The 15,073-nt window shown below is 46.1% G+C and carries 16 protein-coding genes; 7 read left to right on the top strand and 9 right to left on the bottom strand.

Translation table 11 applies throughout. From position 1 onward, the window contains the following. Positions 1 to 70 precede the first annotated feature (70 nt). Positions 71 to 595, top strand: coding sequence for a C40 family peptidase (locus EAE30_RS11825; protein WP_123016102.1), 525 nt, complete (start codon positions 71 to 73; stop codon positions 593 to 595). A 14-nt stretch (positions 596 to 609) separates the two neighbouring features. On the opposite strand, the gene EAE30_RS11820 is transcribed toward EAE30_RS11825, so the two are convergent. Further along, a complete protein-coding gene (locus EAE30_RS11820; protein ID WP_123016101.1) occupies positions 610 to 951 on the bottom strand; it encodes a DUF3802 family protein in 342 nt (113 codons plus the stop codon). Between the two features lie 320 nt (positions 952 to 1,271). Here EAE30_RS11820 and EAE30_RS11815 point away from each other — a divergent pair, with 320 nt between their 5' ends. From EAE30_RS11815 to EAE30_RS11800, 4 genes are all read left to right on the top strand, one after another. Further along, positions 1,272 to 2,141: a fructosamine kinase family protein gene (locus tag EAE30_RS11815; protein ID WP_123016100.1), complete on the top strand. Its 870-nt coding sequence runs from the start codon at positions 1,272 to 1,274 to the stop codon at positions 2,139 to 2,141. A gap of 132 nt (positions 2,142 to 2,273) precedes the next feature. Beyond that, positions 2,274 to 3,014, top strand: coding sequence for a riboflavin synthase subunit alpha (locus EAE30_RS11810; protein ID WP_123016099.1), 741 nt, complete (start codon positions 2,274 to 2,276; stop codon positions 3,012 to 3,014). Positions 3,015 to 3,225: 211 nt separating this feature from the next. Beyond that, positions 3,226 to 4,602 (top strand): MATE family efflux transporter, encoded by a 1,377-nt coding sequence (locus EAE30_RS11805; protein ID WP_123016098.1) that lies wholly within the window; start codon positions 3,226 to 3,228, stop codon positions 4,600 to 4,602. A gap of 58 nt (positions 4,603 to 4,660) precedes the next feature. Beyond that, positions 4,661 to 5,680, top strand: a complete 1,020-nt coding sequence (locus tag EAE30_RS11800; RefSeq protein ID WP_123016097.1) for a DUF3080 family protein — start codon at positions 4,661 to 4,663, stop codon at positions 5,678 to 5,680. A gap of 27 nt (positions 5,681 to 5,707) precedes the next feature. Here the strand turns inward: EAE30_RS11800 and EAE30_RS11795 are convergent, their stop codons facing one another. The 7 genes from EAE30_RS11795 to EAE30_RS11765 form a co-directional block, all read right to left on the bottom strand. Next, positions 5,708 to 6,583: a DNA ligase gene (locus EAE30_RS11795; protein ID WP_123016096.1), complete on the bottom strand. Its 876-nt coding sequence runs from the start codon at positions 6,581 to 6,583 to the stop codon at positions 5,708 to 5,710. 226 nt (positions 6,584 to 6,809) lie between these two features. Continuing rightward, entirely contained in the window at positions 6,810 to 8,006 is a 1,197-nt protein-coding gene (locus EAE30_RS11790; protein ID WP_164711845.1) for a tetratricopeptide repeat protein, read from the bottom strand. Then, positions 8,003 to 8,635, bottom strand: a complete 633-nt coding sequence (locus EAE30_RS11785; protein WP_123016095.1) for an energy transducer TonB — start codon at positions 8,633 to 8,635, stop codon at positions 8,003 to 8,005. The genes EAE30_RS11790 and EAE30_RS11785 overlap by 4 nt, the downstream gene beginning before the upstream one ends. After that, positions 8,635 to 9,039: an ExbD/TolR family protein gene (locus EAE30_RS11780; protein WP_123016094.1), complete on the bottom strand. Its 405-nt coding sequence runs from the start codon at positions 9,037 to 9,039 to the stop codon at positions 8,635 to 8,637. The genes EAE30_RS11785 and EAE30_RS11780 overlap by 1 nt, the downstream gene beginning before the upstream one ends. Beyond that, complete coding sequence (locus tag EAE30_RS11775; RefSeq protein ID WP_390258298.1) at positions 9,036 to 9,581, bottom strand: MotA/TolQ/ExbB proton channel family protein; 546 nt, start codon at positions 9,579 to 9,581, stop codon at positions 9,036 to 9,038. Before EAE30_RS11775 ends, EAE30_RS11780 begins: the two co-directional genes overlap by 4 nt. Before the next feature lie 12 nt (positions 9,582 to 9,593). Next, the gene (locus EAE30_RS11770; RefSeq protein ID WP_123016093.1) at positions 9,594 to 10,940 is read right to left on the bottom strand and encodes a MotA/TolQ/ExbB proton channel family protein; all 1,347 of its coding nucleotides are present in this window, start codon (positions 10,938 to 10,940) and stop codon (positions 9,594 to 9,596) included. Positions 10,941 to 10,944: 4 nt separating this feature from the next. Next, on the bottom strand, positions 10,945 to 11,709 hold the full coding sequence (locus EAE30_RS11765; RefSeq protein ID WP_123017350.1) for a DUF3450 domain-containing protein: 765 nt from the start codon (positions 11,707 to 11,709) through the stop codon (positions 10,945 to 10,947). 192 nt (positions 11,710 to 11,901) lie between these two features. On the opposite strand from EAE30_RS11765, the gene EAE30_RS11760 reads away from it, so the two are divergent. Then, positions 11,902 to 12,441 carry a lipocalin family protein gene (locus tag EAE30_RS11760; protein WP_123016092.1) on the top strand — a complete coding sequence of 180 codons (540 nt, stop codon included), beginning with the start codon at positions 11,902 to 11,904 and terminating at the stop codon, positions 12,439 to 12,441. Between the two features lie 80 nt (positions 12,442 to 12,521). Here the strand turns inward: EAE30_RS11760 and EAE30_RS11755 are convergent, their stop codons facing one another. Then, positions 12,522 to 13,475, bottom strand: coding sequence for a lactate/malate family dehydrogenase (locus EAE30_RS11755; protein WP_123016091.1), 954 nt, complete (start codon positions 13,473 to 13,475; stop codon positions 12,522 to 12,524). 297 nt (positions 13,476 to 13,772) lie between these two features. Between EAE30_RS11755 and EAE30_RS11750 the strand changes: the two genes are divergently transcribed. Next, on the top strand, positions 13,773 to 15,065 hold the full coding sequence (locus EAE30_RS11750; protein ID WP_123016090.1) for an extracellular solute-binding protein: 1,293 nt from the start codon (positions 13,773 to 13,775) through the stop codon (positions 15,063 to 15,065). Positions 15,066 to 15,073: the final 8 nt, after the last annotated feature.

Genomic DNA, 15,073 nt, shown 5'->3' with positions numbered 1-15,073 from the left:
TTTATTGACACAGTAATAATTTAGTTATGGTGCACTAGAAATGCTTAGATTTCTCTCACTCAAGGACATTATGACAACATCACATCTCACTGTTGGGCTCCTAAACACATGGACACGATCAGTCACGGTTATTCTATTTGTTGTTGTCAGTTTGTCTGGATGCAACACCACCCCTTCAGCGTCATCTCCCCCAGAAACGCGAACAACCATAAACCAGGAGAGTCTCTCTCAGCCTAGGCCACTGAATCAATTCTATGAAAAGTGGCGCGGTGTTCCCTACCGCTGGGGCGGAACCACACCAACAGGTGTGGATTGCTCAGCATTGGTTCAAATTGCCTATGAAAAAACTTGGCAAGTGGCGCTTCCCAGAACCACCAAACAACAAAGTTTAGTGGGAAAGCGTATTGCGCCATCCCATGCTCGTTATGGCGATTTGGTCTTCTTTCATATCACTAAAAATGAGAAACACGTGGGCTTATATTTAGGTAAGCAAAGATTTATCCACGCCTCATCATCCAAAGGCGTAATGATTTCACGATTGAATAACCCGTATTGGGCGGCTCGATTTTGGCAATTTCGTCATATCAACAAATGAGACGAGATTGAGCATTAATCGTAAGTGGCAACGGCTGAGTCAAATAAGTTTTTCAACAAAGCAACATATTCATCCAGAAAACGAATTTGCTCATTCGTGGCATTTTTTTCCCATACCCCAGCCAAGACTTCTCCCAAATCTTCAACCACCGCATCCGCTTCCTTTAAAAGCTTAAAGCGAATACTTGAATGGAGCTCAGGGTTTTGTTCAAAAATGGCCATAATGTTACTTGCCACCATGTCAGTCACCACATCTTCAATACTTTCTTCACCGATATCGCCATCTTTAGTAAAAATATCAAGATTAAAGGAAAGATGTTCGATCAGTGCTAGGTAACCATCGGTATCTACAACCACTTTGTTTCTCCGCTTCAAATGCTTGGATTAATTGCGTTTCTTTATACTAAGCGATGACACCTAACTGTGACAAATGCTTTGCTGTAATTTGCAGGTATTTCTCTTAATATTGTGTACTGCCTACTCACAGTTCACTCGACATGAACCCTAAAATACTATTATAGTCAAAGCTCATGAGAATACTCTAGCGGGCATAATAATACTCGTCAGCGTAACAGGTAAAATTAATCGGTATCACGGAACGTAGAGAACCGGATTTCTAATCTGTCTCTAATTCACTACACTCTCAGTATCAAGTCATGCCAATTTAGGGGGCGACGATGTGGGCATCCATTAGTGAACAACTGACACAAGCGTTGGGTCACGCTTTTCCGATAAAAGAGAAACAAGCGATCGACGGCGGCAATATTAGCCATGTTTACCGTATCAGCAATGGCCTCGATAGCTATGTGGTCAAGGTCAATACCCGAGATTTCCTTCCTCAATATCAAGCAGAAGAAGACTCTCTCACGCGTTTATCTCACACGCACACTATTATGGTTCCTAAAGCCATCATTAGCGGTCAAACAAAAAGTCACGCCTTTATCATACTAGAAGACCTTCCAAGTTCTCCATTACAGTCAGAGTCTTGCAGTTATCAGTTGGGTCAACAACTGGCTAAGCTGCACCAATGGGGAGAACAAAAGCAATATGGCTATGACGACGATAATTTTATTGGCGCGACCCCACAGCCAAATGTGTGGACCAATAAGTGGCATCAGTTTTTTGCCGAACAGCGCATTGGTTGGCAGCTACAATTACTTAAAGAAAAGAATATGGCCTTGGTGGAAATTGAGGCATTTGTCGCACTGATCAAAGAACGGTTGTCTCATCACCACCCGAAACCGGCTCTACTTCATGGCGATTTATGGCGAGGCAATGTCGGACAAACGCCTTCTGCACCGATATGCTATGACCCTGCTAGCTACTGGGGCGATCGTGAATGTGACCTCGCTATGACAGAACTGTTTGGCGAATTTCCAGCCGCGTTTTATGATGGCTATCACTCGATTTGGCCACTGGATGATGGCTACTGGCATCGCAAAGCCATTTATAACCTGTATCATATCTTGAATCACTGCTATCTGTTTGGCGGAGACTACTTAAACCACGCCATCGTATTGATTGATGAGATAACCAAAAGCGAATAACACGTGTTATGCATAAATATGATTGAACGCGCCAGTGAGTTGCTAATCACTGTGAGATACAGGTAAGATAAGCCAGAGTTTCCACGTGCCATTCAGTATAAGTGGCTTACACCACATCAGGGATAACGCATTATGTTTACCGGTATCATTCAATCTGTCGCTCACATTGCTTCCATTCAAGATCATCAAGGTATCCGAACTTTCGAGATTGAGTTCGAAACCGGTTTTTGCGAAGACTTATCCATCGGTGCCAGTGTCGCAGTTGATGGAGTCTGTTTAACGGTAACGGCACTATTATCACCTACACGGGTTAAATTTGACGTGATGCTCAAGAGCTTAATGATTACCACCTTGAGTGAATTCGTCGAAGGACAAGCGATCAATGTTGAACGTGCGGCCAAAGATGGCGCAGAGATTGGCGGTCATCCGCTGTCAGGGCATGTAGACTTTCGAGCCACCGTGCTGGATGTGCAAGCCATCGATGACAATTATCGTATTCGTATTCGTGTAGAACCACACTGGTTGAAATACATTTTCCCAAAAGGCTATATCGCCCTCAATGGCGCAAGCCTGACCATTTCTGACGTTAATAAACAAGAGCATTGGTTTGATGTTTGGTTAATTCCAGAAACGCGTCGTATGACGACCTTCGAGTTAAAACAGCCAGGATCTGAGATCAATATTGAAATCGAGCGCGGAACACAAGTGGTCGTGGATACGGTGCGAGACGCGATTGAAGAAAAACTCGGAGCGGTTCTTCCCTTATTAAATACACTGCTCGCAGCCAACGGGGAAGACATAGATTCATTAGCGCAGCAAGTTCAGCATAATATGAGAACCCATCAACAAAGTGACACTATCAAGCGAGAATAGACCACGGCGATCTTTTTCTAGCGAAAAGCATCGTCGATGGCGATGCTTTTTTTGTGTCATAGAATAAGTGATATGTCTTGATACAATAAGTCCAATGCAAACCTATGAAATAGCTGGCTCTATTCACCACATTTCATTATGATTCGTTCCAAAAATCACAATAATAATCGGTAAATCCGCCTATCATCTTTACGTCCTTTGGGAGAACTTTGTGCAACACTACAAACAAGAAACGTTGAACTTGATCAAGTTAGCATCGCCGATTTTGGTCGCTTCCATTGCGCAAACAGGAATGAGTTTTGTCGACACCATCATGGCCGGTGGTGTCAGCGCAACGGACATGGCCGCCGTGTCAGTGGCCGCCAGTTTATGGACGCCTATTATTTTATTCGGTGTCGGCTTACTGATGTCGTTAGTGCCAGTCATTGCCCAGTTAAACGGGGCGTCTCGTCAAAAGAAAATTCCCTTTGAAGTACAGCAAGGCATTTCGATGGCGCTCTTACTCAGTATTCCAACGATTATATTATTATTGAATGCTGGCGTGATTGTCGAACTCATGGGGATAGAGAAAACCATGCAGGACAAAACCATCGGCTATTTGCATGCGGTGGTATTTGCCGTTCCGGCATTTTTATTATTTCAAGCTTTTCGTAGTTATACCGACGGGATGGCCTTAACAAAACCCGCGATGGTGATTGGTTTCATCGGTTTATTATGCAACGTGCCATTAAACTGGATCTTTGTGTATGGCAAGTTTGGGGTCCCAGCTTTTGGCGGGGTCGGCTGTGGCATTGCGACGGCGATTGTATATTGGATCATGTTAGCACTTATCGTCTTTTACGTGATCACCTCCAAAAAGTTGGCTCACATTGACGTGTTTGGTCAATTTCATAAACCGCAGTGGCAAACCCAATTCAATTTATTTCGCCTAGGTTTTCCTGTTGCGGCTTCAATTTTCTTTGAAGTGACCTTGTTTGCTGTAGTCGCACTGCTGGTTGCTCCGCTTGGTCCAATGGTCGTCGCTTCTCATCAAATTGCGGTTAACTTTTCATCTCTTATTTTTATGTTACCCATGAGTATTGGTGGTGCTGTTTCTATCCGCGTTGGGGGCAAATTAGGTGAAGAGAACCTGCGTGGAGCAACCATTGCTTCTAATGTTGGCTTGATAGTGGCGTTAGGCACCGCAGTGATTACCGCGGCATTGACCGTAGTGTTACGTCAAAGCATTGCTGAGATTTATACAGACAACGAGCAAGTGATCACTCTGGCGATGCAACTGCTTTTATTTGCGGCTATCTATCAATGTGCGGACGCGGTTCAAGTCGTGGCGGCAGGTGCCCTGCGCGGATACAAAGATATGAATGCCATACTGGTGCGCACCTTCTTTGCCTATTGGATACTGGGCTTACCCGTCGGCTATATTTTAGGACGAACCAACCTTGTGGTGCCATCAATGGGAGCCAAAGGCTTTTGGTTTGGATTTATTGTTGCACTTGTGGCTGCCGCGTTATTGCTTGGTAAACGCTTGCACTGGTTGCAAAGATGCGGTGGGGCTGAAAAAATGGGCGACGGAATCAATCATGATTAGCCACTGATATATTCTAAACTAAAGGTATCGCTATTCACCGAAAAAGGAGAGCATCACGATGAAACTGTGTATCCGTGTAATGATCGGTTTCTTGGCTCTCCTCATCAGCGCTTGCCAGTGGAATACTGGCTCGTCAATTGACAACCAGTTCAATACTTACCTACAGCGCATCGCCAATGTGCAAAACGTGAGCTCATTATCCTCACCATCGTTTCACAGCAAGCCATTACCCAGTAAAAGACAATTGCATCACCCTATTCCTTCAGTCTCTCTTGGATTACTGGACAGTTATCAGTTTCGCCAATGTGATCTTTTCCATTTAATTGCTAACCGCAACTCAATATTAGGCAAAGTCCAAGATGCGTTTCGCAACCTCGATTACCAATTGCAGATCCTACATGGCCTTCATCAATGCGGCCAGAATACAAAGCTAAGTACACAGTTTCGCAAACAAATTCAAGTCTTAGCATTGGTTAAACAAGAGCACATCATCCAGCATTGGCAGAATTTTTTATACACCAGTGATGTCATGCGACGCCAATTCACACCGCAACGCTGGTATAAAGAGCAACGCAACTATGGACACACCCGCGCCGCCTTAACCCAGCTCAATCACATTCATCGCTGGATCGCCGCCCGCGACTGGCAACACGCGCCCCCCACCATCACGTCTTACCAAGAAACGTTGGACAAGCACCCACTCATTGGCGATCTCCGCTATTCGATGCAACACGCCACACAATGGTTAACGGTTATCACCCGTCAGTTACGAAGCAATGATGCCCAAATATGGTGTGGCCGACACGCAGACAAGACACGCCTTGAACATCTACGTAATGTCTTTCAGCGCTTTTTCATTGGTGAGATTCAGCCGTACTTATCACGTATTGATGGCGCTTACCTCGATATTGAGCCGCAATTGTCGCTATTGTCACCATTGTCCCCTGACAGCGCGCCTACTTACACGCTGCCAATTGTCACCACGCACCGTCAGTTTCGTCATGCCATTTCTGCACATATCCAGTATTGGCAAGATCTCTTCAAACGATGCTCCATCGCTGTCGGACAAAATCATTAGCCAGTGCCTTTCCCATTGGCGATGCACTTACTGATCGAGACGGGTTCGTAAAAATCGAGCAAATCTTGGTTTTCCGGTATGAGTGAGCCCATTAAACCGAAAAGTGACCGTGCTACCAATGGCAGGTGGATGGCGACGTTGCTGCTCGGTTAAGCCGCTTCCCAAATAAAATACTTGGCCATTCGCGTCTCGAACTTTTAACGAGCCGACCAATCCATGCCATTGACCCTGCCCTGGCTTATACCCAATCACCACCGCTTCAGCATCGGCGACTCGTTTCAATTTCAATAACGCATCACTGCGCCCTGGATGATACTCGTCTTGAACCGATTGCAGCATCACACCTTCCCCCTGTTGCTCATCAATGTGAGACAGCGCCTTGAAGAGTTGCTGGTGAGATTGAATCGATTGATGCCTAACACGTTGAACATGAGAGCGCTGGAAATCGTCGACCCATTGCGACAGGCGCGCATAGCGTTGCGGGTAAAGCCCCTCACTGTGAGGCATATCGAAAACCATCCAACGGATCCTTCGCCAAGCGTTATCATCTGGATTGCGATCGAGAACCGTGTTTTGCACCGTATTAAAGTGACCACGCCCAGCCCAGAGCTCTCCTTCGATCCATACCTCTGGGAAATCCGCCGTGAACCAATCAGGCGCATGAATCCGTTTGCCGGTCCGTGTGATCAGTTGGTGACCATCCCAAATAGCTCGAATTCCATCGTATTTTTCACTAAACCAATAGCGATGAATCTCGATGGATGGGCGATATTCGTTGGCTAATGCGACATCCGGATCGGTGGCATTCGTCGCGCTCTCGCTCGCGGCTAGTGGCGCGCTGACTAAACTGGGGAAAAGTGACCATAACGATATCGTTACCGCCTTAGATGTGAGTCGTCTCATCACTATCACCTACTGGGTTGACTATAAGAAACCTCAGTATAACGGGAGTGACCCTCCGTCCTTTCACACAAGATAGGCTGCCGCGAAGCACCTCAAGAATAAAAAATGCTTTAATGAATCAGGCGGTCTGTGTTTTCGAGTGACCTCTCAAACCACAGACGAGGCAATGAAAAAAGCCAATGACAAACACGCTCATTGGCTTGAAGCAATACGATGTATTCGTCCTCTACGAGGTGTGCTTTTTGCTTAATCGTTTCAAGTGTTTTAAGTATCGAATCCAACTTTTCGCTTCCACGGAGGGTTGAACACGATTGGCATAATAAGCTTGCTTTAATGCATGATCGACTTGGTGAAGCTGATAGAGAGCCCGTGTTCGTGCTAACGCCACATCGGCTTTGTGCTCAGGCTCCTCAACCTTGTCGAGTACACTTAAAACCGCTTGATATTGGCCTTGCTGCAGCATCAGTTGCGCGACCTGCCAATGGTATTGCTTATCGCGCCGCGCCGCCAATTGCCATGTTTCAATGGCCTTATCCCATGCTTTCGCTCGTTGCCAATACTGTGCTTGTGTGACCAATAAGTTAGTATTATTTGCCAACCCTTTTATCGTACTCATTACCTGCGCCGCACGTTCAGGAATGCCGTTCTGAGCATATAGCTGAGCCAACAATTGACGGTCATGTTGCTCAAAGGGAATGCCTTGTAATCGAGCTAAAGCCAGTGAATCCAAGGCATCGCCATAGCGTTTTGTGCGCATTTCAAGGTTCACTAATTGCATCCACCATTGCTTTTTATCCGGCTCAAGCAAGAGCAAGCGTTTCAAGCTAATGATCGCGCCTGCCCATTGCGATAGCTGCAGCTGGGCACCGACTTTTAACGACAATGGCTGCACAGCATCGGGCATTCCCAGCTGCTCATAGTGTTGCACGCCTCTCAGGGTCTTTCGCCATTGGCCTAATTGATAATGAATTTGGCTAATGCGCAACCAAATTTTATCGCCTTTATTCCCCTTAGGTAAGCGTTTAGCTAAGCGGTAGTATTGATGTAAAGCTTTGTCATACTGTTTGTCTATTAGCAAAACATCCGCCAACATATGTCGCGTTGACCACATGGATTGTGCTTCCAGCTCATTGGAATTGACCGCAATGGTGAGCGCCTTTATTGACGGTTCAAGCTGTTCATTTTGCCAATAAAAGATGCCCAGCATACGTGCAATATAAGCTTGGTCATAACCACGTTTTGGCATCGGTACCAACACATCAATCGCCTGTTGGTAGTGCTCTTTATCCGCAAGCTTTTTGGCTTTCAATGCCTTGGCTGCAATAGGCGCACTTAATGTGGCGGCTTGTGTCGACGCCACTAAGGTAATCCAGCCCGCTGTTAGCCACACCGCAGCTCGTAACAATCTATGCGCTTTCATCATTTTGTTAACCTAAATTGTAACTTAACCGTTTGCCCTGGTTGCGACACCGCTTTGCCATTCACTTCTTTCGGTTTGTACTTCCAACGCTTCAAAGCGCGAATAGCCTCACGTTCAAACATATGCTTCGGTTTTGCTTTGATAATGTCAATATCAACAGGTTGACCAGAGGCATTAATCGTAAATTTCAGCAACACGAAGCCTTCCACACCTCGTCGTTGTGCCCGTGTAGGGTAACGAGGATTCACGCGATACATCGGCATGGCCTGTTGATTGACGTTAATATCACCAATCGTAGGCGCACTCACGTTGATGCCTGTGATTGCCGTATCTAGCCCTAGCGCCTTGACGCTGACCGGAGAAGCCTGTGGTGACACATCGGGAGAAGACGTGCGCGCTGTCGGCTTAACCATTTGCTGGGTCTTTGGCGGCTTGGGTGCCTCTGGCTTGGGAGGGGGTCGACGCTCGCGTCGATGTACCTCTGACTCTTTTTCCACCATCATCATCGTAAACCGGACAGGATCACTGTGATCGGGGGCTTTGGCACCGTTATGCGTCATCCATGCCATCAACATAAATAAGCCAAACGCAACAGATAACGCTACCGGCAACGCGATAAGAAATCGACGCATTACTTTTTCTCCGCCGCCAGTGCTATCTGCTCGATGCCCGCGCCTTTCGCCGCATCCATCACTTTGACGACCGTGCCGTTGTAGGCATGTTCGTCGGCTTGAATCACTAACGATGTATTCGGTTTATCCAAACGTAACTGCTCAAGTGCCGCTTGGACACGCTCGATATCGACGCGATGCTTATCGATGATCACGTCATTGGCATCAGTGATTGCGACAAAAATACTGGCATTTTTCTGACTAGACACATGAGAGGCGGTGGGTCGATTAACATCCACACCGGATTCAGTGACAAAAGAGCTGGTCACGATAAAGAAAATTAACATGATGAACACAATGTCCAACATTGAGGTCAAATCAACCTGTGCTTCTTCTTGTTTCGATGGTCGTCGCCCCAATCTCATCGTTGACTCCTTAACGCCTTTTCTAATTTAAATTCAGTCATTTCGCATTTTTTCACAAGTCGTGAATGAGCAAATAAACCGGAGAGTGCGGCAACCATACCCGCCATCGTTGGCAATGTCGCCAGTGAGATTCCAGACGCCATTTGCTTGGGATCATTGGTTCCTAGGTTGGCCATCACATCAAACACCGAAATCATGCCTGTGACGGTGCCAAGTAGCCCTAGCATGGGGCATAAGGTGACCAATACCTTGATCACACTTAAATTCCGCGTCAATGCTAAGTGCGCTTTATCTAACCAAGCCGCGCGGATTGCTAACGCATACCACGATTCATGATCTTGGCGTTGTTGCCAACGTTCTATCCACTGCTGACGTTGCTTGGGAAACGTACACAGCAAAAATAGGATGCGTTCAACGACAAGCAGCCAGCAGACGACCACAACGGCAGCCAAGCCCCATAAAACGACCCCACCTTGTGACATGAACTGCTCTAAAGGAACCAATACGTTCTGAAAAGACAGCATGATACTTTGATGATCCATACTCGCTTTACCTTACTCGTGTGACGCCGCTAAACCGTCTTTTTCTGCTTGTTCAGCTACCATGCCAATACCTTGTTTTTCAAGAATATTGCGAATAATTTCCGCTTGAGAACTCAATACATTATGGCTAAGCAGTAATGGAATGGCGGCGACCAAACCCAGTACCGTGGTGACCAAGGCCATCGATATACCCCCGGCCATCACCTTGGGATCCCCGTTCCCGAATTGAGTGATCACTTGGAATGTTTCAATCATGCCCGTTACGGTGCCTAGCAATCCGAGCATAGGAGCCAATGCCGCCAATAATTTCAACATTGACAAACCTCGCTCTAATTGCGCTTGCTCATCGACCACCGCTTCAAGTAAACGCAATTCCAATGCTTCCACACTGCGAGGTTTTTCTTTGCTGTAAACCGCTAAGACTCGCCCCAATGGATTATCCGTTAAGGTTTGTGGATGACTGAGTTGATGATTGATTTGACGACGCGCAATCAGCAAACGCATACCGCGATAACCCGCAATGCCTAGACCAACAACGAGTAAGGCAATAATAATATTCCCCACCGCGCCACCAGCTTTTAGACGATCAAACAATGTCGGTTCGTTTGCCAATTGTTTGATCAAGGTGCCTTGTGACGGATCAATCGTCATTGGTACAACTTTCCCCTGTAACAACGCATTGATTGAGGTGAGCGTTGGCCCCTCATCCGGTTGGCGCGCATATTGGCTTGCCTCATGGGCCGCATTATCCCAGTTGACGTAACCTTGGTCCGTGATTAGCGCCAATGCGCCAAGCCGGATCGCCTTGGTCGGTTCGGTTTTGCCGTCACCATTGACATAATTGATGGTCACCGGAGCAACTTGGCCACTGGCGTTGATCTGTGCTTGCATCGCATGCCATAACCCCGTGAGTTGTGCCATGGAAGGCAACGTACGGGCAGGCACAATATCATTCACTACATCCAGATGATGTTGACCATCAGCGCCGGTCACCGAGTGTGATAGATCACGCTGCACTTCTTTCGCATTTTGGCGAATGACGCCAAAGACCTCACCAAGCGAGCCAGTGGCTAAACGCAATTTTTCTTCCCGCTTCGTTAAGGTGTCTTCGTTGTGACTAAACGTCTTAGATAAGTCATCAGCTTGCTGTTGCAAAGTATTACGCAACGCAATCAGTTTTTTCTGTTGCTTTTTCAGTTGTGCTTCTTGTGCTCTGAAATCACGCTCGCGCTGCACATTATGCGCATGCTGAGTCTGTTGCTCAGTTCGCGCCTTAGCCGGTAAATTATCCGCGCCCAAAGTCGGAAATGAAACAATGCTGGTCAGCGCAAGTAATGTGACGATGGATTTAACAGTCATAAAGTTACTTCGCCTCTGCAGTTTTTAAAGATACGGGTAAAGAAAGAAAAGACGGAGATTCTTTTTCTTTGGCTACTTTAAAGGCATGATCAATGCCCTCTTTGGCATCACTATCGAGCGCTTGCCATTGGTTGGCTTGCGTATTCCATGTCCAATATTGGCTTCTATTTAAATTACGAGCCACCAGCGAAAGGCGACCTAAATACAATACTTGAGCTTCAATCTGCGACTGATTGACGGTGATTCGACCACGGTAAGTCCCTAATTTCGTCCCGTAATCCAGTTCAATCTGATAAGCCTCTAGGATACGACGAAATTTCTCCGCTTCAGACACATCTGCGCGCGGCATTAATTGCTTGAGTTTGTGAAGACGATTCTGACGCGCTTGACGTCGCAACGGCTTATCATTCTGAATGCTGTGTTCCAAGCCATCAAGCATCTCGTACATGAGTGGCACGATCCCTTGACGGGTGGTTTTCACTTGCGCGATTTGCTCGTCAATATTCGCTATTTCTTGCTGCTGGCTTTCCACCATTGCTTGCACATGATCACGATAGATACGTAAGTTTTTGGTTTCTTGTTGCAACTGCTCGATTTGTGCCTTGAGTTTTATGGCGGACTCTGCACTGCGATCCACCTTCTGCTGACTGTTTGCAGAGGAATGATTGGTGTCATGTTCAATCGATTTTGCAGTGTCTATGGGGTTTGCCAAACCAGGAAAGGCATAAGCGAGCGCAACAATGGCTAAGGTCGGTTTTATCATGGTCATCATTTTGGTTGGTTATCGTAACAATCCCTCTATTTGATATTGATAAACACTCTCATTATCAAATAGATTTAAATTCTAACGTGTTTTAGAAAATTCTACAATAAACCTTTGTACATTCGTATTTCTATGCATTGGATCGCTTGCAAACCCATTCAACTCGTTGATAATGGCGTAAAACAAAGGAGTTTTACCATGAATGTATTCAAAACGATCAGTTTGACTCTGTGTAGTCTACTTTTATTGGCTGGCTGTACCGGAAAACCGGATAATATTGACCCAGTCACCAATTTTCAGCTCGATCGCTATCTAGGACATTGGTATGAAATCGCGCGCCTCGACCACAGTTTTGAAAGTGAGCTATCGAATGTGACTGCGACTTATCTTATGAATAATGATGGAAGCGTGAATGTCATTAATCGTGGCTATAGCAAAGAAGACCAAGAGTGGCAACAAGCCGTGGGTAAAGCGAAGTTCGTGAAAAGTTCCGACATTGGCCATTTGAAAGTTTCCTTTTTCGGTCCCTTTTACGGCAGCTATATTGTTTTCTATTTAGCGCCGGACTACTCAATGGCATTGATCACGAGCTACAACCGTGATTACTTTTGGCTACTGTCACGAACGCCTACATTGTCGAAAGAGAAAATGGCCAAAGCCCGAGAATTGGCTGAGCAAGCTGGATTTGATCCTAACCAATTTATCTACCCGTCACAAACCCCCATTAGCATTCAGTAAAGTCTGACTGATGCCTCTCCTATCCCGCAAGTCACGGTGATTTGCGGGATAGCGTTTCGATAAAGACACCCCACCAAGTCCTACATCACCAGACCCGTTTTTTCCGATACCTTCACCATATTTCGGTGCATCTCTTCGGCAATCGCTAACATGATGCGTGTCTCTTCATCGGTAAACGGGTGAATCAGTACTTTTTCGATCCCTTGGCGACCAATAATCGCAGGTAAGCTCATCACCACATCCTCTAGGCCATACTCGCCTTGTAAAAAAGTCCCCACAGGCAACACTGACCGTTCATTAATCACGATAGCCTGAATAATACGAAACACACTCGCCGCAATCCCGTGGGTGGTATTGTGTTTACGCCGAAAAATCTCATATCCCGCTTGTTTGACAGAATCCAGCAGTTCATCCGCGTCAATACGATCAAGATGATTGGCATCGCAATAATAATCCGCGGGTTGGCCTGCGATACTAATCAGACTTTTAGGTGCAAAACAGTGACGACCATGTTCACCTAACACATAACCGAAAACGTTCTTAGGATCGAGATTGACACGTTCAGCGACAATCGTCATCAAGCGAGCCGTATCAACCACACATCCGGCTGAAATCACACGTTCAGGTGGAAATCGTGTATTGGTAATAATACTGTGCGTGACAATATCACAAGGATTCGACACCACAATCACAACAGCGTTAGGCGCCACTCGTTCAATGTTATTGGCGATATCAACCCCGATCTTGCTATTGATTTCCGCAAGATCGAGTCGGTTTTGTCCTTCTTTGATCTGCGCGCCTGCCGTCACCACGACAATATCCGCCCCAAGCATATCCATATACTCATCACTCGGCGTAATGCGAGTATTTTTCGTAAACGTCAACGCTGCCGTATGGTGAAAATCAAACACTTCCCCTTCGGCCCTCTCAACATTACGATCAAGTAAGACGAGCTCGCGAATACTGCCCAGCGTTAATAAGTAATTACAAATACTCACGCCAACGGCCCCTGCGCCAATAATCCCTATTTTCATCTGTCACTCCTGTGATCCATTCCCGATGCAATAATCATAGCGGTTACTAGAGACACAAATCAAATGAATATTTTGAATACACAAAATAAATTAGTTTTTTATTTTTATAAAAAGCATCAAAGTAGTGCATTATATTATTATTTTCACCAAATTGGTGCGTTTACACGGACAGCGCCTGCTTTCTATCTGGTCATCATTTCGACATATTTCATCCATATAACCGTCATGTTTCACCGTCATGCTAGTGGTGAACGAAACATAATCGTATTCGCTCGAAACTTAATAAGGATGCAAGTTATGAAAAAGCTATGGGTAGCGGGGTTACTCTCTACGATGATGGCCACACCCACATGGGCCAGTACCAACATTACATGGTGGCACGCCATGGGAGGTCAATTAGGTGAGACTGTGAATAAAATCGCACACGATTTTAACGCCTCACAGGATAAATATACGATTACCCCCGTATTCAAAGGAACCTATACAGAGACGTTAACCGCCGGCATCGCTGCCTATCGTGGTGGCGAAGCCCCCAATATTCTACAAGTATTTGACGCGGGCTCAGCCACCATCATCAATGCCAAAGGCGTCGCTATTCCTGTTCAAGATCTCATGACTCAATCAGGCTACGACTTTAATACCCAAGATTACATTGCAGGGGTGCGTAACTTCTATGCCAATGATGACGGCAAAATGATCGGGATGCCCTTTAATAGCTCTACTCCAGTGTTGTACTACAACAAAGACATTCTGGCCAAAGTAAACGGAAAACCACCAAAAACCTACGAACAGCTCGAAGCCCTCGCCAAAAAACTGAAAGCGAAAGGCTATGCCACTTTTTCTGAATCTTTGACCCCTTGGACCATGTTCGAAAACTTTAAGTCGCGTCACAACCTACAGTTGGCCGACAAAGAAAATGGTTACCGTGGATTATCAACAAAAATCATGATTAACAGTCCAGATGTCGTTATGCATTTCACCAAGTTGCAACAATGGGCTAAAAAAGGCTACTTCAAATATTATGGTACCGATTGGAATGCCAATCAGACCCCATTTGAACGCCAAAAAGTGGCCATGTGGGTCGGCTCATCAGGCTCATTTGGTGGCCTTCGTGAACGTGTTAAGTTCCATATGGGAACCACGTTCCTGCCCTATTGGAAGTCACTGACGCCGAAGGGATACCATACCTTCATCGGTGGCGCCGCCTTATTTGCCTTAAGCGGTCATGATAAAGCTCAGAATCAAGGCGTTGCCGCGTTCTTTCATTACCTGACTAGCCCGAAAGTTCAAATGTATTGGCATAAAGCCACGGGCTATGTGCCGGTGACAAAAGCCGCGTATAAAATGACAAAAGAGTCGGGCTATTACCAGAAGACTCCCGATGCCCAAGTCGGTGTCGAACAGTTATCCCTTCCTTCCGGCGAGTGGACAAAAGGTTATCAACTGGGTTTCTATCCACAAATTCGTACCGATATGGAAAAACAGTTTGACCGTATTTTCTCAGGCCAAGCAGATGTCAAAGCCAGCTTGGATAAGGTAGCGAAGCAAAGCGAAGCACTTCTCAAGCGCTTCAAACGCACTGTTCAATAATCATCACG

It is taken from the genome of Vibrio zhugei, from assembly GCF_003716875.1.
In the GTDB taxonomy this organism is placed as follows: Bacteria; Pseudomonadota; Gammaproteobacteria; order Enterobacterales; family Vibrionaceae; genus Vibrio; species Vibrio zhugei.
The sequence above is the reverse complement of the archived record's forward strand: the minus strand, read 5'-3'. Positions and strand labels throughout refer to the sequence as shown.